General features: G+C 60.4%; 31 protein-coding genes and 1 pseudogene. 15 read left to right on the top strand and 17 right to left on the bottom strand.

Features of this window, described 5'->3' with window-relative positions; translation table 11 throughout:
- Nucleotides 1–47 precede the first annotated feature (47 nt).
- From ATY29_RS26575 to ATY29_RS36510, 5 genes are read right to left on the bottom strand one after another with little or no spacing between them, the layout of a single operon-like run.
- A complete protein-coding gene (locus ATY29_RS26575) occupies nucleotides 48–935 on the bottom strand; it encodes a hypothetical protein (protein WP_097533343.1) in 888 nt (295 codons plus the stop codon).
- The gene (locus ATY29_RS37015) at nucleotides 932–1,105 is read right to left on the bottom strand and encodes a hypothetical protein (RefSeq protein ID WP_165779364.1); all 174 of its coding nucleotides are present in this window, start codon (nucleotides 1,103–1,105) and stop codon (nucleotides 932–934) included. The genes ATY29_RS26575 and ATY29_RS37015 overlap by 4 nt, the downstream gene beginning before the upstream one ends.
- Nucleotides 1,102–1,857, bottom strand: coding sequence for a hypothetical protein (locus ATY29_RS26570; protein ID WP_097533341.1), 756 nt, complete (start codon nucleotides 1,855–1,857; stop codon nucleotides 1,102–1,104). Before ATY29_RS26570 ends, ATY29_RS37015 begins: the two co-directional genes overlap by 4 nt.
- Nucleotides 1,854–2,042 carry a hypothetical protein gene (locus tag ATY29_RS26565; RefSeq protein ID WP_097533339.1) on the bottom strand — a complete coding sequence of 63 codons (189 nt, stop codon included), beginning with the start codon at nucleotides 2,040–2,042 and terminating at the stop codon, nucleotides 1,854–1,856. Before ATY29_RS26565 ends, ATY29_RS26570 begins: the two co-directional genes overlap by 4 nt.
- Entirely contained in the window at nucleotides 2,039–2,239 is a 201-nt protein-coding gene (locus tag ATY29_RS36510) for a helix-turn-helix domain-containing protein (RefSeq protein ID WP_165779363.1), read from the bottom strand. The genes ATY29_RS26565 and ATY29_RS36510 overlap by 4 nt, the downstream gene beginning before the upstream one ends.
- 121 nt (nucleotides 2,240–2,360) lie before the next feature.
- On the opposite strand from ATY29_RS36510, the gene ATY29_RS26560 reads away from it, so the two are divergent.
- The 6 genes and pseudogenes from ATY29_RS26560 to ATY29_RS26530 all read left to right on the top strand — a co-directional run bounded on the left by ATY29_RS26560 (nucleotide 2,361) and on the right by ATY29_RS26530 (nucleotide 6,530).
- Nucleotides 2,361–3,080 carry an Arc family DNA-binding protein gene (locus ATY29_RS26560; RefSeq protein ID WP_165779362.1) on the top strand — a complete coding sequence of 240 codons (720 nt, stop codon included), beginning with the start codon at nucleotides 2,361–2,363 and terminating at the stop codon, nucleotides 3,078–3,080.
- Nucleotides 3,081–3,084: 4 nt separating this feature from the next.
- Nucleotides 3,085–4,320, top strand: a complete 1,236-nt coding sequence (locus tag ATY29_RS26555; RefSeq protein WP_097533335.1) for a tyrosine-type recombinase/integrase — start codon at nucleotides 3,085–3,087, stop codon at nucleotides 4,318–4,320.
- A gap of 492 nt (nucleotides 4,321–4,812) precedes the next feature.
- Nucleotides 4,813–5,322: a hypothetical protein gene (locus ATY29_RS26545; protein ID WP_244597449.1), complete on the top strand. Its 510-nt coding sequence runs from the start codon at nucleotides 4,813–4,815 to the stop codon at nucleotides 5,320–5,322.
- 195 nt (nucleotides 5,323–5,517) lie between these two features.
- Nucleotides 5,518–5,859, top strand: coding sequence for an NIPSNAP family protein (locus tag ATY29_RS26540; protein WP_097533413.1), 342 nt, complete (start codon nucleotides 5,518–5,520; stop codon nucleotides 5,857–5,859).
- A 22-nt stretch (nucleotides 5,860–5,881) separates the two neighbouring features.
- Nucleotides 5,882–5,980: pseudogene (locus ATY29_RS26535) on the top strand (CopG family transcriptional regulator); the annotation flags it as partial.
- 70 nt (nucleotides 5,981–6,050) lie between these two features.
- Nucleotides 6,051–6,530, top strand: a complete 480-nt coding sequence (locus ATY29_RS26530) for a hypothetical protein (RefSeq protein WP_003567124.1) — start codon at nucleotides 6,051–6,053, stop codon at nucleotides 6,528–6,530.
- Here ATY29_RS26530 and ligD read toward each other — a convergent pair.
- Nucleotides 6,514–7,620, bottom strand: a complete 1,107-nt coding sequence (gene ligD, locus ATY29_RS26525; RefSeq protein WP_097533331.1) for a non-homologous end-joining DNA ligase — start codon at nucleotides 7,618–7,620, stop codon at nucleotides 6,514–6,516. The genes ATY29_RS26530 and ligD overlap by 17 nt on opposite strands.
- Before the next feature lie 133 nt (nucleotides 7,621–7,753).
- On the opposite strand from ligD, the gene ATY29_RS26520 reads away from it, so the two are divergent.
- The 4 genes from ATY29_RS26520 (at nucleotide 7,754) to ATY29_RS26505 (ending at nucleotide 9,726) form a co-directional block, all read left to right on the top strand.
- Nucleotides 7,754–8,152, top strand: a complete 399-nt coding sequence (locus tag ATY29_RS26520; RefSeq protein WP_025417205.1) for a hypothetical protein — start codon at nucleotides 7,754–7,756, stop codon at nucleotides 8,150–8,152.
- 8 nt (nucleotides 8,153–8,160) lie between these two features.
- Nucleotides 8,161–8,358 carry a hypothetical protein gene (locus ATY29_RS26515; protein ID WP_025417206.1) on the top strand — a complete coding sequence of 66 codons (198 nt, stop codon included), beginning with the start codon at nucleotides 8,161–8,163 and terminating at the stop codon, nucleotides 8,356–8,358.
- A gap of 2 nt (nucleotides 8,359–8,360) precedes the next feature.
- Complete coding sequence (locus tag ATY29_RS26510; RefSeq protein ID WP_025417207.1) at nucleotides 8,361–8,681, top strand: hypothetical protein; 321 nt, start codon at nucleotides 8,361–8,363, stop codon at nucleotides 8,679–8,681.
- 322 nt (nucleotides 8,682–9,003) lie between these two features.
- Nucleotides 9,004–9,726: an SOS response-associated peptidase gene (locus ATY29_RS26505; RefSeq protein WP_025417208.1), complete on the top strand. Its 723-nt coding sequence runs from the start codon at nucleotides 9,004–9,006 to the stop codon at nucleotides 9,724–9,726.
- A gap of 172 nt (nucleotides 9,727–9,898) precedes the next feature.
- Here ATY29_RS26505 and ATY29_RS26500 read toward each other — a convergent pair whose 3' ends face one another.
- A complete protein-coding gene (locus tag ATY29_RS26500) occupies nucleotides 9,899–10,417 on the bottom strand; it encodes a DUF2937 family protein (RefSeq protein WP_097533329.1) in 519 nt (172 codons plus the stop codon).
- 236 nt (nucleotides 10,418–10,653) lie between these two features.
- Here ATY29_RS26500 and ATY29_RS26495 point away from each other — a divergent pair, with 236 nt between their 5' ends.
- Nucleotides 10,654–10,920: a hypothetical protein gene (locus ATY29_RS26495; protein ID WP_097533327.1), complete on the top strand. Its 267-nt coding sequence runs from the start codon at nucleotides 10,654–10,656 to the stop codon at nucleotides 10,918–10,920.
- 106 nt (nucleotides 10,921–11,026) lie between these two features.
- Nucleotides 11,027–11,179, top strand: a complete 153-nt coding sequence (locus ATY29_RS37010) for a hypothetical protein (RefSeq protein ID WP_003567132.1) — start codon at nucleotides 11,027–11,029, stop codon at nucleotides 11,177–11,179.
- A 39-nt stretch (nucleotides 11,180–11,218) separates the two neighbouring features.
- Here the strand turns inward: ATY29_RS37010 and ATY29_RS26490 are convergent, their stop codons facing one another.
- The 3 genes from ATY29_RS26490 to ATY29_RS37005 form a co-directional block, all read right to left on the bottom strand.
- Nucleotides 11,219–11,509 (bottom strand): BON domain-containing protein, encoded by a 291-nt coding sequence (locus ATY29_RS26490; protein WP_003567133.1) that lies wholly within the window; start codon nucleotides 11,507–11,509, stop codon nucleotides 11,219–11,221.
- Nucleotides 11,510–11,585: 76 nt separating this feature from the next.
- On the bottom strand, nucleotides 11,586–12,236 hold the full coding sequence (locus tag ATY29_RS26485) for a hypothetical protein (RefSeq protein ID WP_097533411.1): 651 nt from the start codon (nucleotides 12,234–12,236) through the stop codon (nucleotides 11,586–11,588).
- Between the two features lie 150 nt (nucleotides 12,237–12,386).
- Entirely contained in the window at nucleotides 12,387–12,563 is a 177-nt protein-coding gene (locus tag ATY29_RS37005; protein WP_157214770.1) for a hypothetical protein, read from the bottom strand.
- Between the two features lie 71 nt (nucleotides 12,564–12,634).
- Here ATY29_RS37005 and dxr point away from each other — a divergent pair, with 71 nt between their 5' ends.
- Nucleotides 12,635–13,825, top strand: coding sequence for a 1-deoxy-D-xylulose-5-phosphate reductoisomerase (gene dxr / locus ATY29_RS26480; RefSeq protein WP_097533409.1), 1,191 nt, complete (start codon nucleotides 12,635–12,637; stop codon nucleotides 13,823–13,825).
- A 3-nt stretch (nucleotides 13,826–13,828) separates the two neighbouring features.
- On the opposite strand, the gene ATY29_RS26475 is transcribed toward dxr, so the two are convergent.
- The 7 genes from ATY29_RS26475 to hemA all read right to left on the bottom strand — a co-directional run bounded on the left by ATY29_RS26475 (nucleotide 13,829) and on the right by hemA (nucleotide 22,569).
- Nucleotides 13,829–14,911 (bottom strand): ABC transporter ATP-binding protein, encoded by a 1,083-nt coding sequence (locus tag ATY29_RS26475; RefSeq protein WP_097533325.1) that lies wholly within the window; start codon nucleotides 14,909–14,911, stop codon nucleotides 13,829–13,831.
- A gap of 11 nt (nucleotides 14,912–14,922) precedes the next feature.
- Nucleotides 14,923–16,845, bottom strand: a complete 1,923-nt coding sequence (locus ATY29_RS26470; RefSeq protein WP_097533323.1) for a glycoside hydrolase family 127 protein — start codon at nucleotides 16,843–16,845, stop codon at nucleotides 14,923–14,925.
- A 19-nt stretch (nucleotides 16,846–16,864) separates the two neighbouring features.
- Nucleotides 16,865–17,728, bottom strand: coding sequence for a carbohydrate ABC transporter permease (locus ATY29_RS26465; RefSeq protein WP_003567139.1), 864 nt, complete (start codon nucleotides 17,726–17,728; stop codon nucleotides 16,865–16,867).
- A complete protein-coding gene (locus ATY29_RS26460; protein WP_097533321.1) occupies nucleotides 17,725–18,642 on the bottom strand; it encodes a carbohydrate ABC transporter permease in 918 nt (305 codons plus the stop codon). Before ATY29_RS26460 ends, ATY29_RS26465 begins: the two co-directional genes overlap by 4 nt.
- Before the next feature lie 73 nt (nucleotides 18,643–18,715).
- The gene (locus ATY29_RS26455) at nucleotides 18,716–19,954 is read right to left on the bottom strand and encodes an ABC transporter substrate-binding protein (protein WP_097533319.1); all 1,239 of its coding nucleotides are present in this window, start codon (nucleotides 19,952–19,954) and stop codon (nucleotides 18,716–18,718) included.
- 54 nt (nucleotides 19,955–20,008) lie between these two features.
- Nucleotides 20,009–20,986, bottom strand: a complete 978-nt coding sequence (locus ATY29_RS26450) for a LacI family DNA-binding transcriptional regulator (RefSeq protein ID WP_025417216.1) — start codon at nucleotides 20,984–20,986, stop codon at nucleotides 20,009–20,011.
- Between the two features lie 368 nt (nucleotides 20,987–21,354).
- Nucleotides 21,355–22,569, bottom strand: coding sequence for a 5-aminolevulinate synthase (hemA, locus tag ATY29_RS26445; RefSeq protein WP_097533406.1), 1,215 nt, complete (start codon nucleotides 22,567–22,569; stop codon nucleotides 21,355–21,357).
- A gap of 325 nt (nucleotides 22,570–22,894) precedes the next feature.
- On the opposite strand from hemA, the gene ATY29_RS26440 reads away from it, so the two are divergent.
- Together ATY29_RS26440 and ATY29_RS26435 are read left to right on the top strand one after the other, a co-directional pair.
- Nucleotides 22,895–23,152 (top strand): YMGG-like glycine zipper-containing protein, encoded by a 258-nt coding sequence (locus ATY29_RS26440; RefSeq protein WP_003567150.1) that lies wholly within the window; start codon nucleotides 22,895–22,897, stop codon nucleotides 23,150–23,152.
- Nucleotides 23,153–23,322: 170 nt separating this feature from the next.
- The gene (locus ATY29_RS26435) at nucleotides 23,323–25,251 is read left to right on the top strand and encodes an autotransporter assembly complex protein TamA (protein WP_193550375.1); all 1,929 of its coding nucleotides are present in this window, start codon (nucleotides 23,323–23,325) and stop codon (nucleotides 25,249–25,251) included.
- Nucleotides 25,252–25,264 lie beyond the last annotated feature (13 nt).

The following is a 25,264-nucleotide window of genomic DNA, read 5'->3' as shown; positions in this document are numbered from 1 at the left end:
GTGCTGGATTGCCCAGGCGATAAGCGTGTCATTTTGGCGCGAGGTGGTCATGCGGCGCCTCCGGTGATTTCAGCCAAGGTCTCGAAATACTTCCGGGCCGATTCCTCTTCCACATGCGCTATCCGCAAAGCATTGGCGGGAAGCAGGGACTCGATGTTGGATCGGAGCAGCTCGCGCATCAAGTAGGCCGGCATTGCTTCTGCTTCGACCGTGGAGGCCACATGCAGGGCTCTCCGGTCGCCTTCCTTCCTCGGCTTGGTTGGCAAGTCGTATTGCGCGATCTGCTCAAGGGTGATGCCAAGGCGGATGAAATAGAGCTGGATGCTGGGATTGAGGTGCTGCCGAAGCTCGCGCTCCAGTGCCTGATCGATCAACACACCGGCAGGATCGAAATCGCCAATGTAGTAGATTACAACTGGCTTTCCCTCGCACCATGCATTGATAGCGTCTGCAGCCTCGTAAGCAAGGGTGATACTGGAAAAGCCACCTGCCGGATAAAGCGATACCGCAAGTTCCCGACAATCACCCTCTATGACGCCAGCGATCGAGCGGGATTCCACCCACACCTCGCAATAGTAGTCAGACAAGCGCCAGAGGTCGGCTCGATAGAGGCCCTTCATGCGCCGAAGGAAATCCTCGCTGCCGCGGAATGTCTGTGTGTGGTAGCCGCGCCGGGTGGCGTCCGTCACCCAGTTGAACGGGAGCCGACCGGATCGGCGAAGCTTCACCATGCGGTCCTGGACATGCCGATAGCCTCGATCGGATTTCTCGACTGATTCCGGTAGGCGCGGGTTTGTCATCCGATAGAAGACATGGCGAACAGACTGCGGATGGTCTTCTAACAAGACCTCGAGGATCTGCTTATCCAGCTGGTCGATGGAAGCCCGAGTCCTGCGCTCGCGTTTTATCGTGCGTGCACGGTAAAGCTCGGTCATGCCACGCTCCTTTTCAGTAGGAGGTTGACCAACTCGCCGTTCTTGATCGGGAACGGGTACGGCTGGGCGCATATCCGCTTGATGATCGCCGGTGTAAGATCGATCACCACTGCCGTCGGCCGGCTTTCTGCCCAAACGAAGAGATCGTATTGATCGGGGTTCTTCTTCATGCTGCTCCCCGTTCCGGCTGTGCGATCCATTCCTCAATGTCGATCGGCGTGAGGTGGCCGGCCATTAGCGTGTCGAGATACTTGCCAGCTTCACGCTCAGGGACACCAAGGCCGACGAGAAAGCGCTTGCCATCCGCAGGACTCGCTGGTTTCGGATAAGGCGTCAGAAACGGTCCACGCGTAGACTCGACGTTTGAGGTTTCCTGCCCTCCTAAGCCAGATGGTCCTTTTCCTTCTTCTAGGTCCTTTTCCTTCTCCTTCTCCTTCTCCTTGCTTCGAAGGGGCTTCGAAGGGGCTTCCTGCAGATCGGAGTAGGCCAGTTCGAATTCCTCCAAGCAAAGCTCCTCGTGAAGATGGAATGGAATGCGGTATCTCCCGTAAAAACCCAACGATGTCGGGCAGATAGGGATCATTGCGAGTTGCTCCGCAATGCCCTTCACGCGCTTATCTTTCGGCGAGAGCTGGGGCGCCACCTGGTCAGAAGCCATCTCGCACACCCAAACAAGGTCGAGCGCGAAGTCATACGCACAAATTCCTGCTCGGATGAGGCTATTAAGCCCCTTCGAAGCCCCTTCTATGGGGCATCCCATTTCGTGCGCGATGTAGGGGACCGGCACGTAATAGAGACCGAGCATGTTCGCATGGCCGCTGGTCGTAAGGTGATAGTGAACGGCGATCGCTTCGATGTCGCCGCGCACTGCTTTGAGGTCTGCTTGCCAGACTTTCGGAGGAATGGAGGCGAACTTTCTCATCCGTGGGCGCGCCTCAGTATCCGATAACGGTTCGCGAGCGCCAGCGCTTCGCACGCTTCCCGGGCGCTCAACGGAAACCGCTTGCGGAGTTCGGGGACGACCGGCTGAGGCGGCTGTTTCTGCTCGCTGTACCATTGCGCGGCCAAGACGACGATTTCGCTGTGCTCGTGGTCGGCGCCGGTCATGCGGCGGTCTCCAGGAAGAACGCGATCAGCTTGCCTCGTTCGGCAACCCAGCGGCCGCCGACCTTCTTGGCTGGCAGTTCGCCACCGTCCAGCATGTGGAACGTCGCGCGAGGTGAGCGCCCTATAAGCTTTGCAATTTCCGCAGCGCCCCAGACTAGATCCATGGAGCTGCTTGGATTCTCTTCAGTTTTCAACATGCGCCGTCACCTTTCTGCGGGTAAGACAGTAATAGGAGGTAATACAGTAATAGGGGTGGCGGGGCTTGACGTCAAGCCTCACATAAGACAGTGCTATGGTATTCAATGGGAGTTTTCGGGAATGGCGAAGGCAGGCCGTGGCGCCGACCAATATATGCTGAGGCTACCTGATGGGCTGCGTGACCGGATTAAGGCCTATGCCGAGCGGATGGGAACCAGCATCAACAGCGAAATTGTGCGAGTACTGGAGCGGGAATTTCCCGAGCAATGGACCGTCGACGACAGATTGGAAGAGCTTGGTAATATGCTTTCAATCCTCAAGGCTGGAACGGAAGACCCGCGGCTGGACGAGTTTATCCAGAAGGTCGAGGAGACCGTCGAAGGCATCGTGAGCGGTAGAGTAACGGGAGTCGACCCATATGCTCGCGACGCCGTGAGCGACATGTGGAGCGGCTACAAAACACGGGAAAGCGAAGTTGCTCTCGAGGAAGAGCAAGATGCGCAGATGGATTACACCGAAGAAGAGCTCGAGACGCACCGGATCACCGGCCGATTCGAGAAATACGCCGTGCCGCCGCCCAAGCAGCCTAACCCGGTCGATGACGAAATACATCTGATGCAAGTTCTTCCGCCGAGGGCGCTGGCCGAACTGACTGAGAAGTTAGGCGATGGCGATCTCGAAGCGGCGGCAAAGGTCGTGCTCAATATGCCGAAAGAGAAGATCCTGAATAGGATCAGGTTCCTGCAATTGCCGATCGAGGAACAGTACAGGCGGCGGGGCGAGGAGGCGCCTATGCATCACTTTGGACTGAATCCATTCCCGCCGGATGAAGAGGGCTAATTGCATGTCAGTCCGCAAGCGCGAATGGACAACTCCGAAGGGCGTCGAGAAATCCGCCTGGGTGGTCGACTATGCCGACGCGGCCGGCAAGAGGCGCCTGAAGACGTTTGCCAAGAAGAAGGATGCTGATGCCTTTGCCGCCACGTCGTCTGTCGAGGTCAGGGAAGGCATCCACGTCGCGAACAGTGCAAGCGTCACGATCGAGGCGGCGGGTAACCTGTGGATCGCCAGCGCCAAAGCTGCTGGGCTCGAGCGTGCGACCATCGAAGACTACGAGCGCCATCTTCGCCTGCACATCAATCCTTTCATCGGTGCGCTCAAGCTGCCAACCCTGACGATTGCCAGGATACGCAAGTTCGAGGATGACCTGCGCGAGGGCGGCAGATCGTCGGCGATGATCAAGAAGGTGCTGGTTAGCCTCGGAACGATGCTTGCCGATGCGCAGGAACTGAGCCTGGTCGCAAGGAACGTCGTGCGGGAGCGGAAGAAGCGCCGCGGATCCAGCGAGAAAACACAGGAGAAGCGCCAGAAGGGCAAGCTGAAGATCGGGGTGGATATTCCAACCCGCGAGGACATCAAAGCGCTCCTCGGCATCCTGGCCGGCCGCTGGCGCCCGATCATTCTCATGGCGATCTTCTGCGGTCTGCGGGCTTCCGAGCTGCGCGGGTTAAGGTGGCCGGATGTCGACCTCGATCGACGTGAGATCAACGTTCGCCAGCGCGCCGACCGGTTCAACGATATCGGCCGCCCGAAGTCAGAGTCGAGCGAGCGCACAGTTCCGGCCCCGCCGATGGTCATCAACGCCCTGAAGGAATGGAAACTGGCCTGCCCGAAGCGGGACACCGGCAAGAAGGACGAAGCCGGCGAACCGATCATGGTTCTCGATCTTGTCTTCCCGAACGGCGTCGGCAAGGTTGAACAGTTGAACAATATCCTTCGGCGCGGCCTGCATCCGGCCTGGGTAGCCGCCGGCATCACCGTGGATAGCGGCGAGTTCGACGACAAGGGCAATCCGATCATGGCGCCGAAATACACCGGCATGCACGCCCTGCGGCATTTTTTCGCCTCATGGTGCATCAACCGTAAGGAAGACGGCGGCCTCGGCCTAACCCCGAAAATGGTTCAGGAACGCATGGGACATTCGACGATCGCGCTCACGATGGACCGCTACTCGCACCTGTTTCCGAAAGACGATGATGGCGATGAGCTGGCGGCCGCCGAGCGTGCGTTCCTCGCGTGAATGCAACATGGATGCGACATGAGTGACAAAACACCTTGCAGCATAGGGGTTTGGAGCGGTTTCCTAATCTGGGGGTCGCGCGTTCGAATCGCGCCGGGATCACCATTTTATTTTCAAATAGCTAAGGTGCTCCATGAAGGCACTAAAACAATGAAACGCGGCTCGGGCTAACGTCGGGCTTGCGAAATTGAATTCTCGTCGCGACGATTCGGCCCCGCCAACAAGTTTCGAGCGCTTCGGGAGGCGATGGATGCAAAGGTTCCGGAGCTATCGACTATAGCGCCGGCAACATTCCGACGGCCAAGGCCCGCGATCCGATCATCGAACGGCAGATGCACGCGGCCGATGTATTGCGCCTCTTTCACCGCGCTCTCGGCGATCAAGCTATTCGCTTGTGTGCAGGATATGCGGCGGACACGAAATGGAGCCCAGCATGACAAGCCTCGCGCAGATGACCGGGGTCACTGCATATACAATTTCTATATCGGAAAGTTGAAAGCTAAGCTGGAACAGCTTTTCGACAGCGACCCCGACCCGGCGATGCTTCTCGACAATGTGGCTGCCGTTTTATTAGAGCACGCTACGGTTTGGCCGAGGACATCGCTGACATGGAAGATGACGAGTGACCCGAGATGCATCTGCCGCTGGAAGGATCAACTTTCGATGATCAAGCCTGAACTCGCATTCGTCATCATCTTTACGAGCAACTTCGCAGCTCCGCTCTTGGCTTTTATCGCTGGGCGGAAATGGCCAAGTTGCCGGAAGACATTGCATTTTTTGGCGCTAGTCTGGATCGTTCTGTCAGTCTACGTATGCGACAGAGTGACCTTCACACCAGCTATGACCACTGTGGATGACTCTTATGAGCCAGACGAAGTAAAACAGTTTCTAGCCATCGTCGCCGTCTTGTTGCAGCAGCTAGCAATTCTAGTGACCTATCTAGCTTGGTATGTGTGCCGCGCATTTGTTAAGCGGCTGCGGGCATCTCGAAGAGAAGCATGACGTTCGTGTGAAGGGAAGCCACCGACATTTCAACCCATGCTGTAGGCGGCGGCAACGTCCTCGCGGTGCGTGCCCCCTTATCATGCTGGAGGGCGGCGCCGAACTATTGATTACCTTATGGAAATTTATAAGCTGCCCTCATTCCGAGAGCCGTTTGAGGACGCTCCACAGGGCATCCAGCATGAGGAGCATCCGATGATCCACGAATTGCGCATCTATACATGTCTGCCGGAGAGGCTGCTGGCACTGCAACAGCGTTTCGAGACCGCGACGCTGACGATCTGGGAACGCCTCGGCATCCGCTCACTCGGCTTCTGGACGACGATGATCGGTTCTTCCAGCAACGATCTGACCTACCTGATCGAATGGCGGTCGCTGGCGGAGCGCGAGCAGAAATGGGCCGAGTTCATCGCCGATCCGGAGTGGCTGGAAGCGAAGGCGAGGAGCGAGGCGGATGGGCCCATCGTAGCCAACATCGTCAGTTCGCTGCTGAAGCCGACACGTTTCTACCGCGGCATCTCCGACCCGTCGGACTAGCGGCTACGGCCGGCCGAGCCCCATGACCATGCCCAACACCATCACCCTCATTGAAGACGCCGCCGATCGGATTGCCGATGTCTCCCGGGCTGATCTGCAGATCATCCTCCGCCGCGCCGCGCACACCTTTCTGTTCAACAAAACTAACGGAGCGGGTGGAGACCATGATGCGATTCGGCTAGTCGTCGTCCATGCTTAAGTTTGTAGAACTACAACTCGGCCAGGGTTGGGTTGCCGAGCCAAATGCCCCCCAGCCTGAAGTTTCAGTTGCGGGCTCCAAGGTCAACGTCTGTTTCCGCTCGCATAGGCCCGTGCGAGACGAAAAACCGTCGGGTATTCTTAGGGCTTTGAACCTATTTTCGAAGGCCGGCCCGAAGTTTGATGAGACATGGGGCACTCTAAGTTTCATTTGCTGCTGCCGGTGGCGCTGGGACGACACCAACGATCATGAATGGTATAAGGTAGATGGCCATGGTCGCTACAGTGGCATAGCTCCCCGATGGGGCGAGTTCTATGAGTTAGTTGGCCACGACCCGATCCGCGATGCCGTGCCGTGGGAAACAATCCAGGAAGACACCGCTAACTCACGACATTTCCTCTATTATTTTCGCGACGAAACGCTTGAATTCATGGCCGAGGAGTGGTCGTTCATCCCTAGCCTGACGGTCTAATTTTGCGGTCGTTTGGCGCTGAGACTTTCTTGTCGTGACGCTGTGGTCCGAGTTCCATGACCGCCGCGCTATCCTGCTCCTCCCTCAACCCCTTATATGATGGATGCCGCAGCTTCCCGTCACGCGTCCAGTCTCGATATTCGATCTCAGCAACAAGCTTCGGATCAACGAAGACCGCATCTCGTTTCCGCCCGGTATCGACCGCAGGCTTGTTGATCATCAGCTTGTCCATCTGCTGCCGGAGCTCGACTGCGGAACGCTCGTTCAAGCCGGTCCCCACTCCCCCGACATAGACGAGCTCCCCTCCCTTGCGCGCGGCGAGCAGGAGCCGACCGATGCCCCCGAAGGATGCTGTCGACTTCTCATAGCCGATGATTGCGAAGCCGTCGCTCTGGATGCATTTGATCTTCAGCCAGTCACCGAGCCGGCCGCTGCGATAGGTGCTGTTCCTGTCTTTGGCGATGATGCCCTCGAGCCCATGCTCGCAGGCGATGCGCAGAAGCGTTTCTCCATCTGCCTCGATCTCCTCGGAGAGCCGAATGGCCTCTTCCCCGCCGGCTGGCACCAGACCCTCGAGGAGATGGCGCCGCGCGGTGAGCTCGATTCCGGTGAGGTCATGGCCATCAAAATAGAGAAGATCGAACACCAACAAGACCGCTTCCCGGGACGTCCGCTTTCCGCCGCGTCCGCCTAACGACTGCTGAAGCCGACCGAAATTAGAACGGCCCTGCTCATCGAACACGACGGCTTCACCGTCGAGGATCGCTGTCGAAACGGGAAGGCGTTTTGCTTCGGCCGCGATTGCCGGAAAGCGGTCGGTCCAGTCAAGGCCGCCGCGCGTCAGGATGCGAACTCGCGACGGCTCGACGTGGAGGGCCAGGCGATAACCATCCCACTTGATTTCATAGATCCATTGGCTGCCCTTCGGCGGCCGCGGCTTCGGCTGCGCCAGACAGGGCTCAACGCGCGCCGGCATAGGGTCCAGAGGAAGATTAGGCTGGGTGGGATCTCGGCGCCGGCGCGGCCGGCTGCGGAGCGGCGCGTCGGCTTCACCGAGCAGCGGCATGGATGGCTTGGGCGTCGTTGTCATGCAGGCAGTTCATCAGCAACACTTAAAAAAGCAATTTGCCCAGATTGATTATTGACTCATCTTTCTCCGCGAACATAATAAGAACATCGGCGTGCGGCCGCCAATCTGACAAACGAAGATGTGGAGAACGGATATGCGAGAGCAGCCGATCGGCGAAGCCGTGGAAGATGATGAATTGGATCTAACCGGGGTGATGTGGCCGCCGGGGACGGAGATCGAGGTCTCCGAGGTCCACGCGAGCCTGGCCAAGGCCATCGCAGGCAGTCGCGGCGTGAGGTTTTTTGCTACTCGCCTGATTGACGTTCCCAGCGACTGCCATTTGGGAAATTTACAGATGGCTATCGATGAAACAGCAGGCGAGGCATGTGGCATCTATCTGACCACTCACATAGCTGACCTGGATGCAGAAACCGGAGAGCCCGTTCTGGTAGAGGAGGCCACGCGGCCATTCAAGTTCCCGTGCACTGGTGGTGTTGAGGAAGCTATATCCAGCCTTTGCGAAAAGATGACACTGGCAGGCGTGATCCCTTGAGTGCAGCAATGAAACCTGAAGGGTCCCCGAAACCAGCGGATAGCGAGCTCGCTGAGGTGATCGCCTATCACGAAGGCGATATGCAAGCCGCGATAAACACGCCGCTTGGTGATGTCCGCCATTTGCGCCAGCAGCTTGCGTTGGCGGAAGTCGCCCTGAGCCGCGGCATGACGCGCGGCTGGCGGCCGAGTTACGATCGAGACTGACAATGCCGGAAATGAACGAAGCCAAGAAGTTGCGCGGGTGGAGCCTGCGCGACGCGGCCGAGGCCGGTCAACTGCTGGAAGTCAGATGTCAATTCTGCCGAAGGACATACCGCTTCTTTCCGCGGGACTTGCTGCAACTGACGACGAATGTCAGCCTGGACCGCTTGGCTAACCGCTTCCGCTGCGAGCGCTGCAACCGCAGGGACTACATGAGCTTGAAAGTCGTCCAAATTTGGGGGTCCGAACCTGGCAAGCTCACGGTGCGGCGGCTGGTCAGGGTCACCAGCGTCAAGAAGCCGATATGGGAAGACGGAGTTTTATAGGATGGCGTCCCGCCGAGATAATCCGCTCGCCCGCTGGCGGCTAAACGCCGAGCTTCCCCAACACGTCATCATCTGGTGGGGCAACTATAATTCCGGGGAACATCCCCATGACTTTCGCCAGAGACGCGAGATCATCAATTCTGCGCTGGCTCTCGATGGCGCATCGAAATCATATTCCGCTGCCATAGAGCCGGACCAATACCTTGTTTTCTGTTTTGGGAGCCGCGAAGCTGCTGAGCATTTTAGGGACCGCTGGAACGGCCAGTTCATCGATACGGATGAAGTAAACCGGAACGGCGCGTGGACGCCCAGGGAGGGAGATGTGTGCAATCTATACCAGATGATGAGCAATCAGGAGGCTATCCGCGCGATCACCGGCGCGATGGTGGACAGCACCGGCAATCTGGAACCGCTTCAAGAGATCTGGCCCGACCGAATGGCGCCGATTGTCCGCAACACCCCGGCAGGTCGAGAACTGGCAAACGTCCGATGGGGATTGCCGAGCTCCTCAAAAGCACTCTTTGACGCGGCGTCCAAACGCGCGGACGGGCTGCGCAAGAAGGGGAAAGCAGTCGATTTCGACGAACTCCTCAAGATGGAGCCGGACGGCGGCACGACAAATGTCCGCAATGTCAGCAGCAAGCACTGGAGACGCTGGCTTGCGGTCGAGAACCGATGCCTGGTCCCTTTCACCCGCTTTGCCGAGCCAGACCCCGCAAACAAGCCAGAAGGCGGCAAGACACCAAATGCTTGGTTCGGAGCACCCGACGAATCTCTGATGTTCTTCGCGGGTTTGTGGACGCCACAGTGGACGTGCGTGCGGAAGATCAAAGAGGGAATGACGACGAACGATCTGTTCGGGTTCCTGACCACCGAGCCGAACGCCGTGGTCGCGCCGATCCATCGGGCAATGCCAGTGATCCTCTCGACCGAAGAGGAAATCGAAACGTGGCTTACGGCACCTTGGGAGGATGCAGGCAAGCTGCAGCGGCCGCTGGCGAACAATAAGATTGTCTTGCTGCCGCCGCAGCCTACGCTGATTTGAGCAGGTGAAGCCAAGTTAATCGGCCGCTTGAGCCGCAAATAGCCACCATTCGCAGCATCCACGGGCGTTTACCCTGAGCCGACACCAAACTAGCTTGCAATTGCGAGAGTAGGGCTCAAACGGACGGACGGGATCAACCTATGTGGATCAGCAGTCTGCGCTCGCCGCACGGTCAACTCACCCGACGAACGCCCTTCGGTCTCGGCACAACCCGCCGAGCCCCCAATCCCAACAGCGCCGCCACAACCCAGCCACCGATAAAACCGATCGCGCCCCAGACAAACCCTGCAAAGCTGACCGGCACGCCCGGCACAAAATCCCGCCAGGTATTGGCGAAAACGACGTCGTCCGGTTCTCCCAGCAACACGAAGGGCTTGGCGACGGGGGCGGCGGTGCCGAGTTTCAGTTGCTGCGACAGCAGTGTTTCGTAGCGCGTGATCGTGCTCTGCATCGAGACGCCGCGGTCGCGCAGGAAATCGTCGGAGGATTGCGCATAGGTGTTCAGCGCCTGCTGGCGATCGAGATGGTGGTCGGCTGCCTGTTTGTTGAAATCCTCGACGATGACGCGCAATTCGTCGATCGCGCCGCCGATCCGCTGGCGGTATTGCTGCGCAAATTCCGGCGCCTGGGAAAAGACCGTGCCGCCGGCAAGCCCGGCGACGATGGCGATAATCCTTGCAATCGGTCCCATTCTCGATCTCTCCGGCTCTCCCCAGCACTAAAGCGAGTTTCGATACGCTGGTCGCGCTTTAGTTCTTTGTTTTACGCACGTCGTTATCGCAAACCGCGGACACTTTTGCGCGACATGCTTTAACGATCCGCGGCCGCAAAGGTTTCTCTTCGACACAATCGGTAACGCTATGTGATTGAACCGACAGCGCTTCCGCCGAGTTGATCCGATGACCAACTCAAAAAGAGAGGCTTGTCATGAAACAGATTATCCTTGCCTGCACGCTCGCTGCTGCATCCATTTTTTCCGCCATGCCGTCGCAAGCGGCCAGCGTCACCATCACCACGGATGACGCCCGCCCCTACTATCGTGATGCGGAACACCCTTATTATCGTCATGCGGAGCGGCCCTATTACCGCGAGCATATGCGGGCGCGCCACGTGTCCCGCGATTGCTTCACCAAGACGGAAAAGATCCGTCGTCATGGCCATACGGTCATCAAGGAAACCAGGGTCTGCCGATAGGCGATCCAACCACGAAGCCCGGCCGATCAGCCGGGCTTTTCATTTGATCTTTCGATGCGGAACTTCGGCCATATCAGCCGCGTTATGGGCGAAAGGGAGAAGCGTCATGCGTATCAAGCTCAGTCTTTTGGCCATCGCCTATGTCGCCGTCAGCGCCGTCCTGCTGGCAATCGCCTATCACCCACAGGGATCGGGTGCCATGCAGAAGACGGATCGCCTGGCCGGTTCGTCCTTCCTGGTCGAACGTTTCGCTGGTTGATCGGCTGAGCGCTGGATTGGGAGACGCGAAGGCGCCCCCTCAATGCCGCTCATTGATCGCCGGACCGCCGAGCAGTATCCGGTTCTGCACCGAATGCACGCCTTCCACGGCCATGGCTACCGCGGTCGCCCGTTCGATTTCGCCGACTGTGCCGACCGTACCGGTCAGCACGATCTGATCATTTTCCATCGTCACTTCGACATCGGCCGCGTCGATGCCGCCGGCAATTGCCAGGGCGTTGGCGACGGCCGCTTCGACCGATGCGCGATTGGCAATTTCCGCTTCGATCTCGGGCTCGAGCCCGTGAAATGTCTGTTCCTTGAAAACCATGATCCGTTTCTCCGTAGAAGCTGGGCGTCAAACCTGCGGAGGAAACGCCCGTCGACTGGATTTGGTTTCAGGCCCGCTACCAATTGAGGCGATAGCGCAGATTGACGCTGCCGGCCTCAGATGGTGAAAACGGGTTGCTCACCGAGGCATCGAGATTGAGGTTCGGCAGGATCGCCTGGTTGACGGCAACCGAACTCGAAAAATCGCCGCTGGCATTGCTGATGCCGGCACCCGCCGAAAGCGAGGTTCCCGTCCAGGGATTGATCAGCTTCAGCGCCTGCGACGCCGTCACCGAAGCCTGTTTGATATCGACCGCGTCATATTGGACACTGATCGACCGGCTCGATTGCATATCGAGCGAGTCCGATAGGATCCAACTGCGTGAGCGGCTGAGCGTCAGCGCGCCGCTGCCGCGCAGCGTATCGACGCTGATCCTTGCGCCCCGCTGGGATTGGCCTGCCGGCGTGACGTTTGTCCTGACGATCCGTCCCCAGAGCATGGCCTGTTCGGAATCGGGCAGCGGCGCTCCGCCTTTGGTCGAGGCGAGCGCAATATCGGCGCCGGCGCTGGTTTCCCATTCGGCCGGCAGGCGAAAACCCATCGTCGCCTTGTAGGAGCGGTCGGAGAGTTTTGCCGGCGACCAGATCAGCAGGTCGTCGGCCTTTGCAGCCGAAGTGAGCGACGGCAGGGCCGCCAGAAGAATGCAGGCTGTTTTGAAGATCGTCATGAAATCCAACATTTTGACCAGGCACAGGGCTGCGGCGCCGAAACCGCAACAGCAGGTATGAATGCGCTTGCAGCGCACGCGATGGGATCACGGCCAAGCCCGCGATAGAGATCACGGCCAAGCCGTCTATCCCGGTTTCATCCTCGATTTTCATGTTTGGCCGAAGGCCGCCGGCACCTCAGTACCGGTTTCGATGGATGCCGCAGCGTCCCGAATTGCCTCTGCGACGGTGAACGGCGCGACGAATTTCGAATCCGCCAGCAACGTCACAAGGATCACATCCAGCCGCCGCTCTGTAAACCCCTTGAGGGATGAAATCTGCTGCACCGCACACTTGCCGCCCCCCGCAAAGCCTAGTAGAGCCTGAGCCTACAAGGGAAATTTTCGCGAAATTGCAGATAATGACCGGCAAAACCGCGCCGCGGCGCCTCAGCATCTTCGGCTCGACCGGCTCGATCGGCCGGAACACCCTCAAGGTCGTCGATCACCTGGGCGGGCGGGAAAACTTCGAAATCTCCGTGCTGACCGGCAACGGCAATGTCGAATTGCTGGCCAAGCAGGCAAAAGCCTTCGGCGCTGGGATGGCGGTGACGGCAAATGACCGGTTTTACGAATCACTGAAAAACGAACTTTCCGGCAGCGGCATTGCGGTCGCATCGGGAAAATCCGGCCTGATGGAAGCGGCCGACCGCGACGCCGACTGGGTGATGGCGGCGATCGTCGGCACGGCCGGCCTGGCGCCGACGCTGGCAGCAGCCAAGCGCGGCGCCGATATCGCCCTTGCCAACAAGGAATGCCTGGTCTCGGCCGGCGATCTGTTCATTGCAGCGATCCGCAAGGGCGGCGGCCGGCTGCTCCCGGTCGATAGCGAGCACAATGCAATTTTTCAGGTACTGGAGGAAAACCAGCGCCATGCCATCGAGCGGGTCGTGCTGACGGCCTCGGGCGGCCCGTTCCGCACCGCCTCGCTGAAGGAAATGGCCGGTGTGACGGCGGAAACCGCGCGCGCCCACCCGAACTGGTCGATGGGCTTGAAGATCTCGATCGACAGCGCCTCGATGTTCAACAAGGCGCTGGAGATGATCGAAGCCCGGCACCTGTTCGGCCTGACGCCCGAACAGATCGAGGTCATCATCCATCCGCAATCGATCATCCATTCGATGGTCGGCTATACCGACGGATCGGTGCTGGCCCAGCTCGGCGCGCCGGATATGCGCACGGCGATCGGCTATGCCCTGTCCTTTCCGCGCCGGCCGAACCTGCCGATCGAGCGGCTGGATTTCGCCAGGCTCGCCAGGCTCGATTTCGAGGCGCCGGACGAAGTTCGGTTTCCGGCATTGCGGCTGGCGCGGCTGGCGATGACGCGCGGTGGCGTTCAGGGCGCGGTGCTGAACGGCGCCAAGGAAGTGGCACTCGAAGCCTTCATCGAAGGGCGGCTGCCCTTCCTCGCCATGGCCGAGATCACCGAACGGGTGATGGACGATCTGGCCGGCCTGTCGCCGGCCACCACCATGGACGAGGTCTTTGCCGCCGACAGGCAGGCGCGGCAAAGGGCAGCTGATCTGATGAACCTGGAGGTCGCTGGCTAGCTCTTACTTCAGCCGGTTGCCAGCCTCGTCGAACAATCGGCCATCCGCCGGTTCGAACAGCAGGCCGACCTCTTCGCCCGCCGCGATGCCGATCGGTGAGCGGTGCTCGACCGTCAGCGACTGGCCATCGGCAAGCTGGCAGTAGAGATATTGCGTTCCGCCGAGATATTCCGAGAAATCAACCCTGGCGGTCAGCTTGCCCGACTGATCGGCCGCCACCTTCAGATGCTCCGGCCGCAGACCGAGCGTCACCGCGCCTCCGGCTGGCCGGTCCGTCCCGATCGAGGCGGTTTCGATGCGAGCGCCGGCGACCTCGACGCCCCCCTCTCCCCAGCGGGCATTCAGCAGGTTCATCCTCGGCGAGCCGATGAAGCCCGCCACGAAGGTATTGGCAGGATCTTCGTAGATCTGCCGTGGCGTTCCGGCCTGCTCGACCCGGCCGTCACGCAGCACGACGATCTTGTCGGCGAGCGTCATCGCCTCGGTCTGGTCGTGCGTGACATAGATCATCGTGTTGCCGAGCTCGCGGTGCAGGCGGGCAATCTCGATGCGCATCGAAACGCGCAGTTCCGCATCGAGATTGGACAGCGGTTCGTCGAACAGGAAAACGTCCGGCTTGCGCACGATCGCCCGGCCGATCGCCACCCGCTGACGCTGGCCGCCGGAAAGCTGGCCCGGCCGCCGGTCGAGAAGGTGGTCGATCTTCAGGATGGCGGACGCAGCCTTCACCCGCGTCTCGATCTCCGTGGCATCGGTGCGCGCCATCCTCAGCCCGAAAGCCAGGTTGTCGCGCACGCTCATATGCGGATAGAGCGCATAGGACTGGAAAACCATGGCGATGCCGCGTTCGGACGGGTCGAGATCGGTGACCATGCGTCCCTTGATCTCGACCTCGCCGTCGGTGACGTCCTCCAGGCCGGCGATCATGCGAAGCAGCGTCGATTTTCCGCAGCCGGACGGGCCGACGAAGACGACGAACTCCCCTTCTTCGATCGTCAGGTCGATCCCGTGGACCACCTTCAGATTGCCATAGCTTTTTCGCACGTCCTGGAGCACGACGCTCTTGTTAGCCATACCGTTCGTCATCCCCAAACGACCTACTTGTCCGACTGGACCCAGACGAGCATCTCGCCGGGCGCACGGTTATCCCAGAGATGATAGGGCACGAAACGCGCCGTGGCGACCTGCCTTTCGGCCGGCGCCTTGCGGTAGAGCGGCGCGCCCCAATTCGACGTCTCCTCGCGCTCGACCTTGAGATCGAGGGCGACGGCATCGTTGAGGTCCTTCAGCACGACGGCTTCGGCCGCCGGCAGCTCGCGTGGCAGGACGATGGCATTGAGATCCTGGCCGTTGTCCGTTGTCTCGACGCAATAGACCAGCGGGCCGCGCATCAAGGCGACGCGGCCAGCATCCTGGCGCACCTTCGGATTGGCATATTGCGGGCGAAGCGATAGCGGCAGGAAAAGATCGACACGATCGCCATCGGCCCATTGCCGATCGAGCCTGGCATAGCCGTCACGCATGGTGGCGCCGAGATCGAGCCTTTCCCCATTGACGCTGAGGGTAGCCCCCTCCGCCCAATCGGGAATGCGCAGCGACAGCGCGAATCTCGCCGGCGTCTTGAGCTTGGTGGCAAAGGCGACCGCACCGTCCCACGGATAGTTGGTCACCTGCTGGAGTTCGACTTCGGCGCCGTTGGCAAGCTTCAGCCGGGTGGTGCTCTCGCCATAGAGATGCACGGCGATTTCGTCGTCGGCAACGGCATACATATAGGAGCCGATCGAGGTCACCAGCCGGGCGATATTCGGCGGGCAGCAGGGGCAATGATGCCATTTCCAGCGATGGTGCTTGCCGGCACTTTCGAGCGGATTGTCGTAGAAGAAGGTCTTGCCGTCGGTGGAAAGGCCGGGCAGCGCGCCGTTATAGAGCGCCTGCTCCATGATATCGGCGTAACGCCGGTCCGGCCCGCGCCCGAGCATGCGGCTTGCCCAGAAGACCAGGCCGACGGAGGCGCAGGTTTCCGCATAGGCCGTATCGTTGGGCAGGTCGTAATAATCGGTGAAACCTTCATTCGATGCGGCCGGGCCGATGCCACCGGTGATGTACATCTGCTTGGTGGTCAGATCGTCCCAGAGCGTTTCCAACGCCGCCGTCAAGCTGTCGTCCTTATATTCAGTGGCGATATCGGCCATGCCGGAATAGAGGTACATGGCGCGCACCGCATGGCCGACGACCTTGGTCTGCTCGCGTACCGGCTGGTGTGCCTGGCCGTATTCATAGGTCTTCTGATGGAAGTCGGCAGCGCTTCGGCCGTCGCGAGCGGCTTCCGCCGTGAAGAAGTGCGGCTCGGTGCCGCGCTCGTCGATGAAGAATTTCGAAAGGTCGAGATATTTCTTCTCAGCCGTGACGCGGGCGAGCTTGACCAGCGCCAGCTCGATTTCCTCATGGCCGCAATAGCCGGGGAGCTGGCCTTCGCCATGGCCGAAGATCCTGATCATGTAATCGGCAAAGCGGCACATGATATCGAGCAGCTTGCGCTTGCCGGTCGCCTGGTAATAGGCGACCGCCGCCTCCATCAGATGGCCGGCGCAATAGAGCTCGTGATGGTCGCGCAGGTTGGTCCAGCGGCGGGCGGGCTCGACGCGCTGGAACCAGGCGTTCAGATAACCGTCCTTATCCTGCAGTCTCTCATACATGTCGATGATTTCGTCGGCGCGCGCCTCCAGCTTCGGGTTCGGCCGGCGATAGAGCGAATAGGCGATGGTCTCGATCGACTTGCCGAGATCGGAATCCCAGAACATCTGCGTCGTGCCGCCCCAGGGCTGAATGGGAATGACGACGCCGGGGCTCGGCTGATTGACGTCGATCGCCTTCAGCATGCCGGCCTCGACGCAGCGGTCGAGCAGGGTTTCGGCGGTGGAGTTACAGACGGCGTCCTGCCATCTGCCCCAGAAGCCGCCGAGCTCGACATCGGGAACGGCGACGGGACGAAACTGGCGGTCGTTGCTTGATTTGGTCATGGCTCGACTTTCCCTATGATCATTTCACCGCGCCGGCCATCAGCCCGCGCATGTAGTAGCGTTGCAGCAGCAGGAAGACGATCAGGCAGGGGATCGTCATGACGACGACACCGGCCTGCACCGCTCCCCAGTTAATGGCGCCGAGCCGTCCGGCGCGAACCGCCGTCATCAGCACCGGCAAAGTGTATTTCTCGTTGCTGGAGAGCAGTACGAGGGCGGCCAGAAACTCGTTCCAGGCATTGAGGAAGGCAAAGATCGCCACTGTCGCCACCCCCGGAAGCACTAGCGGCAGCAGAACGCGCGCAAGCAGCCTGAGGTCGCGGGCGCCGTCGATGCGCGCCGCCTCTTCGATCTCCTTCGGCACGGCATCGAAGGCATTGCGCATCATGAAGACCGAGAAGGGCAGCTGCAGCGTCACATAGACCAGCGTCAGCCCAAGCAGCGAATTGTTGAGGCCGAGCTTTGCCAGAATGATGAACAGCGGCGTCAGGATCGACTGGAACGGGATCATCAGCGTGGCGATGATCAGCACGAAAAGCGCATTCTTCATCGGGAAGCGATAGCGCGAGAAGCCGTAGCCGGCGAGCAGGCTGACGGCGACGGTCAGCACAACGGTGGCGACCGAGACGAACAGCGAATTGATCATATGCCGCCAGATGCCGGCGCCGAACGTGTCGAGCAGCGCATAGGAATCGATGCTGACGCCCGAGGTCGGCCATGGCGGCAAGGGCGGCAGGCTGGCCTCGGTGCCATGCCGGAAGGAGGACAGCAGCGTGATCGCAAACGGCGCCAGGAAGAAGATCGAGATGGCGATGCCGGTGAGATGATAAGCGGATTTCACGCGGATCGCTTTGCGGGCGCGGCGTTGCCGTGAGGTGCTCATGGGCGTTCCTCCCCGACGCGCAGCAGCCAGAGCTGCACGACGCTGATCGCCATCAGGATGGCGAGCAGCACGATCGACAGTGCCGCGCCATAACCGAGATTGAACGACACGAAGGACTGGTTGAAGATGTAGTAGACCACCGAGATCATCTTGTTCTGCGGTCCACCCGCCGTCATGATGTAGAACTGGTCGAAGGCGAGGATAGAGCCGGTGACCGAGACGATCAGCGCCAGCGCGATCGTCTTGCGCATCAGCGGCAGCGTCAGGTGACGGAAACGCTGCCAGCGGCCGGCGCCATCGATGCGGGCGGCCTCCGTCAGTTCGGACGGAATGGCCTGCAGCCCGGTCAATAGAATGATCATGGTGAAACCGGCGATCTTCCAGACGACCATCACCACGATTGTCAGAAAGGCGGTGTCGAAGGTCGCCAGCAGATTGGGGCTTTTTTCGACAAGACCGAGCGCTTTCAGGGCCGGGCCGATAAAGCCGCTATCGACATTGGCAAGCCAGACCCAGAGCAGCGAGGCGGTGGCAAGACCGACGACGACGGGCAGGAAGATGATGGTGCGATAGGCACTGACGAACTGCCGTTCCTTCTCGACGAAGATGGCGAGTGGAAAGGCGATGGCGAAAATCGCGATGGTGACGATCACGGTATAATAGGCGGTGAAATTCAGCGCCGTCATGAAGCGGGTGTCGTTGACCATGCGGTAATAATTGTTGAGGCCGATCCAGCGCGACGCCCCCATCAGCGGCCAGTTGTGCAAGCTCATCCAGCCGGTGAAGACAACCGGCATGATGAAAAAGACGATGACCAGCGCCATGGCCGGCGCGATATAGGCAAGGCCGCGCCAGTTCGATTGGCGCCGTCGCCTGCGCCGAGGCAATAGGGTCTCTGAACCGGAACCGGTCATCAAACGCTCCGCATCTGTCAATTGAAGTTGGCCGGGAAGCTGCCACCGCTCCCCGGCCGCGGTCGAGGGAGAGTTATTGGCCGCTATCGATGATCGATTGCATTTCGGACTGGGCGCTGGAGAACGCACCGTCGACGTCGTCGCCGAAGATCGCGGCGTTGGTGAAGCTTGCCCACGGGCCGTTGGCGCTGTTGATCAGATCGTTGAACTGCAGCGTATAGGGCGTCTTGGCCACACTGATCGCCTTGAGGCCGACCTGCATGCGCGGATCGAGACCTTCCAGCACCTTGTCGGCAATATCGCCGCGGGTCGGCAGGCTTCCGTATTTCGCCATGATCTTCTGGCCGTCCTCCGAATAGACATATTCGAGGAAGCCCTTCACCGCGTCGATCTTCTTGGTGCCCTTGGTGATGACGAAATTGTCGCCGCCGGCAAAGGACGACGGCTTGCCGTCGACGCCGGGAATGAGGGTGACGCCGAAGTTGATATCCGGATGCTCGGTCACCAGCGTGCCGATCGCAAAGGCGCCGAGGCTCTGCTGGCCGATCTTGCCGTTGGTGAAGGACAGGAAGTTGGCGCCGTTATCGCTGGCCGCACCCGCCGGCACCAGGTCCTTCTTGACCATGTTGCGGTAGATATCGACGGCCTTGCGCATCTGAGGCGTATCGAGCGTCGCTTTCTTGCTGTCGGCCGACAGGATATCGGCGCCGGCACCCCAGGTGAGCGGCGTGAAAGTGAAGATCATGCAGCCGCCGCAGCCGCCGCCGGAGAAATAGAAGCCGTAGGTATCGTCACCAAGAGCCCGGATCTTCTCGGCATTGGCGGTGATTTCATCCCAGTTATCAGGCGCCTTTTCCGGGTCGAGACCGGCCTTCTTGTAGAGATCCTTGTTCCAGGCGAAGACCGATGTCTCGACGGAGAGCGGCAGGCCGTAAATCTTGTCCTGATAGGTGCCGAGGCGGACATGCGACGGCGACAGCGAATTGAAATAGGGCAGCGATTTTGCCCAGTCCGTCAGGTCTTCCAGCTGGCCGGCCGCGGCAAAGGCGGGATTGTAGATGAGGTCCATCGACAGCGCGTCCGGCGCCTGTCCGCCGGCGATCGCCGTTGCATATTTCTGCACCAGCTCGGAGAACGGCACCTCGGTCATCACGACCTTGTTCTCATGGCTGGAATTATAGGCTTCGACCACCTTCTTGAAGGCATCGCCGATGCCGGAGCGAACCCACATTTCGACATTTTCAGCCGCCGACGCAGCCGAAAACAGACATAGGGTAGCGATGCTGGTCGCCGCCAATAGACGCTTGATCATGACTTTCCTCCCGATATGGCGCATCTCCCTGCGCCCTTGCTCATTTCCTGCTTCTCATTCCTTGGGGGCATTGCCCCCGCACGATTGCCGGACGATCAGCCGGCACGGCAATTTCCGGACACCCGGCTCGACGGACCGTCCTTCCGCAAGCGCCAGCACCGTCAATCCGGCCTGCCGCCCGAGCTCCTTCAACTCCATATCCACCGTCGTCAGCGGCGGCCGCGTCTGCGCCGCGACAATCTCCCAATTGTCGAAGCCGATCACCGAAACGTCCCGCGGCACCTTGACGCCGCGCTCGCGCAGCGCATCCGAGGCGCCGCGGGCGATCTGATCGTTGCCGCAGAAGAGCGCGTCCGGTTTTTCTCCCGGCCTCTTCCAGAGCTGTTCGACCGCCTCATGGCCCCAGCTTTCCGCCCAGACGCCGTAAAGCACCGGCTCGCGATGGCCTGCCACCTCATGATAGGCGCCGGCCCGTTCGCGCACCGAGAAGAACTCCTCCGGCCCGGTGATATGCGCAATCCGCCGCCGACCGGCCTTGACGAGCCATTCCACCGCCAGTCGCGCGCCCTGTTCGTCGTCCGAACGAAAGGTAACGCTGTTCGGCGTCCCCTCGGTGAAGGCGTAGACGACAGGCACATGCAAATTCGACAGATCGACAGGCAGACGCCTGTCCAGGCGCTTTCCCGTGGCGATGATGCCGTCGACCTGCTTGTCCAGCATCGCATCGACATGGATCTGGGCGAGCGCCGGATCGTCTTCGATGGCGCACAGGAAAACCGAAACACCGTGATCGACGAGCGCGTCCGAAATACCCGCCATCACAGGCAGCGTGAAACGACCGTAGGTGTCGTTGGTCAGCAGCCCGATGGTGAAGCTGCGTTTGCTGAGAAGACCTCGCGCCAGCGCGTTCGGCCGATATCCGATTTCGCCAGCGATCCGCTTCACCCGTTCGCGCGTTTCCGCTCCCATCCGACCGGTGTCGTTGAGCGCCTTCGACGCGGTCGAGATACTCACCGCGGCAGCCGCCGCCACCTCATGGATGGTGATCCTGCCTCTTTTTCCTCCCGATATGTTCAGACCGTCCTCCTGCTGAATTGGCTTGAGAAAAGCTTTTACCAACCTCAGTGTCAAGTGAGAAAAGGTTTTCTCATGCAATTCGAAAGAAGGATGGAGGCGGCAGGCGCAGCGGGGAAGGAATGCAGGGGAAGACAGATCCCCATCGACCAAGCCGGCTTGCGACATACGCGGCCGCTGAGCGCAGCAGCACAGCGGCGGCAACGGATGCTCTTGCGGGGCGATCGGGGATTTGTGGGGGAGCTCGGGCGCGCAGAAGCGAGCGCGGTCAGAACCTCCGAGGGAGGTCCTGATTCGCGGTTTGAACCCGGGCGATCATCGAATGATCAGGCGACGTGCCTTGCCAGCGCACAGCGCGACCAGAGCGAATGCAGCGCCTCGACCAGATGGGCGATATCGGCGTCGGAATGCAGCGGCGTCGGCGTGATGCGCAGGCGCTCGGTCTTCTTCGGCACTGTCGGATAGTTGATCGGCTGGACATAGACGCCGCAATTATCGAGCAGCAGGTCGGAGATCCACTTGCATTTGGCGGCATCGCCGACCAGCACCGGCACGATATGGCTCGGATTGGGCACGTGCGGAATGCCGCGCTGGTCGAGCAGCGCCCGCAGCTTGCGCACCCGGTCCTGATGGCGGGCGCGCTCGAACTGGCTGACCTTCAGGTGCTGGATCGAAGCGACCGCACCGGCGGCAAGCGCTGGCGGCAGCGCCGTGGTGAAGATGAAGCCGGAGGCGAACGAACGAATGAAATCGCAAAGGGCCGCCGACGCGGCGATATAGCCGCCCATCACCCCGAAAGCCTTGCCGAGCGTGCCTTCGATGACAGTCAGCCGGTCCATCAGCCCCTCGCGTTCGGCAATGCCGCCGCCGCGCAGGCCGTACATGCCGACCGCATGCACTTCGTCGAGATAGGTCATCGCGCCGTATTTGTCGGCGAGATCGCAGATCTCCTTGATCGGGGCGATATCGCCGTCCATCGAATAGACGCTCTCGAAGGCAATCAGCTTCGGCGCCGTCGGATCGGCGGCAGCAAGCTTGGCTTCGAGATCGGCGACGTCGTTATGCTTCCAGATCACCTTGCCGCATTTGGCATGACGGATGCCCTCGATCATCGAGGCGTGGTTCAGCGCGTCGGAGAAGATGATGAGGCCAGGAATCTTGGCGCCGAGCGTGCCGAGTGCTGCCCAGTTGGAGACATAGCCGGAGGTGAAGATCAGTGCTGCTTCCTTGCCGTGCAGATCGGCAAGCTCACGCTCGAGCATGACGTGATAGTGGTTGGTGCCAGAAATATTCCGGGTGCCTCCCGCACCCGCGCCACAGTGGTCGATGGCGTTTTTCATCGCCTCGATCACCTTCGGGTTCTGGCCCATGCCGAGATAGTCGTTGGAGCACCAGACCGTGACTTCCTTTACGCCATCGGCCGTATGGCGCGTCGCGCGCGGAAAATTGCCGCGGTGACGTTCGAGATCGGCAAAAACGCGGTAACGGCCCTCGGCATGAAGCCCGTCCAGTTCGTTTTTGAAAAACGCTTCGAAATCCATCATATGCTCCAGTATCGCGCGGCCGTTCTTGCCGACCGGACGTCCGCGCGTCAATGCTTACCCTTTGCTTTAACATCAACTGCGGCAAAAGGCCCAGTTTTTTGAATGATTCCAGATAAAAAATCTGCACGCCGCGAGCAATGAAATTGATGCCGTAGACGCAGTCGGGTTTGCGATCCCTGGGGGAGGACGTCGACAGCCCCTATCGCAAAAAAAACAGTGCAGTAGTGGACAACCCTTTCTTCCGACATAGTTTTCGAGCTAGCGTGCCAAAAAAACAATAGGGACGGCCTATGCCCATTGGGCGACAACCCAGGAGAAAACGATGAAAAAAGCTGTCATACTTGCATTGATCGGCCTGTCGATCGCAAGCTGCACCCCGACTCAGCAGGGCGCCGGCATCGGCGCTGCATCCGGTGCGGTCATCGGCGGCGTCGTCACCGGCGATGTTCGTGGCGCAGCGGTCGGTGCCGCTATCGGCGGCGTCTCCGGCGCCCTGATCGGCAGCGTCGCCGAACAGCCCGGCCAGTGCTACTATCGCGACCGTTACGGCCGCCGCTACATCGATGCCTGCCCGCGCTGAGACCGCTTGGCAAATCGGCAAAAACAGGAAATCCCGGACACACCTCCGGGATTTTTTGTGCTGAAATAACGCGCTGGCAATTTAAAATGGTACACCCGGCGCAATTTTGCCGCTAAGCTGTTCACGGCTGGGCAACGAAGCTTCATTTTAGACGTAACCAAAAGCGGCGTATGCGGATTAGAGGGACAGGCCCGAAAACAGGTATTGCGTATCGGCGAACAGGCACCATGATGGTGGTCGCAGCGGCAACTGCGTTCTCACCGGTCCTGATCGGCGACGCTTACGCCTTCAAGCTTTTCGGCATCACCATCTTCGGCAAGGACGAGGACGAAGCTCAGCAGGTTCCCGACCCGGTGCGCTATAAGGTCGACCTCAAAACCGATACCGCCGATCCCGACCTGAAAGAAGCGCTGCAAAACAGCTCCCGCCTCCTCAGCGACCAGAAGCTGCCGGTCTCCGGCGATCTCGGCGTCGTTGTCAAGGCGCGCGACGACCGCGAGCGGCTGATCGCCACCCTGTATGAAAAGGCCCGGTATGGCGGCGTGGTGACGGTCACCATCGACGGCAAGGATATCGACGACCTGCCGCCCAATCCGACCTTCGACCGGGCGGGGCCGGTCCCGGTCACCGTCGACATAACCCCCGGCCCGGTTTTCAAGGTCAGGGAGGTCCAGTTCGGCGGCGATGCCGCAAACCATAATCCCGCCGATTACGATCTGGCCCCGGGTGCTGAGGCCGGATCGCTTGCCATCATCAAGGCCGGTGACAAGATCGTCGAACAGTTGAAGAGCGAGGGCCAGCCCTTCGCCAAGCTGACCGAACGCAAGGTGGTCGCCGACCACAGGAGCGATACCGTCGATATCGTCCTTGCTGCCGAAGGCGGCCCGGTCGCCCCGATCGGCGATGTCGGCGTCACCGGCGAAAAGACCGTCAAGCCGGCTTTCATCCAGCGTTATTCCCGGCTCGACAAGGGCGAAGCCTATTCCCCGGAAGCGCTGAAAAAAGCCGGCGAGCGGCTTCGCGCCCTCGGCGTCTTTTCGAGCGTCACCATCCACGAAGGCGATGCGCTGGCCCCGGATGGCACGCTGCCGATGACGATCGAGGTGTCCGAAGGCAAGCGGCGCTATTTCGGTGTCGGCGCGCAATATTCCACCACCGACGGCTTCGGTCTTCAGGGCTATTGGGGCCATCGCAACCTGTTCGGCGAAGCCGAAACGCTGCGGATCGAGGGATCGGTCTCGCGACTGGGCGAAACCACCGATCTCGGCAGCCTCGACTATTCCGCCGGTATCCTCTTCACCAAGCCCGGCGCCTTCTTCCCGGCCGCCACACTGAAGGCCGGCATCGTCGCCAAGACCGAAAACCCGGATGCCTATAATGCGACGCTCGTCACCGCCTCGCTCGGCCTCTCCTACGAATTGACCGACCGCGACACCGTCTCGGCAAGCGGCGAGGTCAGCTGGGAGCGCGACGACGACGCTTTCGGCATCAACGACTATCTGACCTTCACCCTGCCGCTTCAATATGACCGCGACGCCCGCGACGACAAGTTCAACCCGACCGAAGGCTATCGCGCGACATTTTCGGCCAAGCCGGGTTACGAGATCTTCAACGCCACGCCCTATGCCGCCTTTCAGGGCTCGGTCTCCGGTTATCTGCCCTTCGGCGCCGAAGATCGCCTGGTGCTCGCCGGCAAGGTCGCCGCCGGTGTGCTGATCGGCGGTGATGGCATCGAGAATATTCCCGCCACGCAGCGCTTCTTCGCTGGCGGAGGCGGCTCCGTGCGGGGCTACAGCTATCAGGAAATCTCGCCCTATAACGACAATGGCGACCCCACCGGCGGCCGGTCCTATGTCACCGGTTCGCTGGAGGCCCGCATCAAGATCACCGATACGATCGGCATAGTGCCCTTCGTCGACGTCGGCACCGTATCGGACAGCACTTTTCCCGGCTTTTCCGATATCCGCGCCGGCGCCGGTGCGGGAATACGATATGCCACACCTTTCGGCCCGCTGCGGCTTGATTTTGCCGTGCCACTGAACAAGTACGAAGATGGCACAGATTATGGAATCTACGCCGGCATCGGCCAGTCCTTCTAGAATGACCAATGCC

This window comes from Rhizobium hidalgonense (assembly GCF_002914525.1).
GTDB lineage: Bacteria > Pseudomonadota > Alphaproteobacteria > Rhizobiales > Rhizobiaceae > Rhizobium > Rhizobium hidalgonense.
Note: the sequence above shows the minus strand (reverse complement) of the source record. Positions and strands in the feature narration are given on the sequence as shown.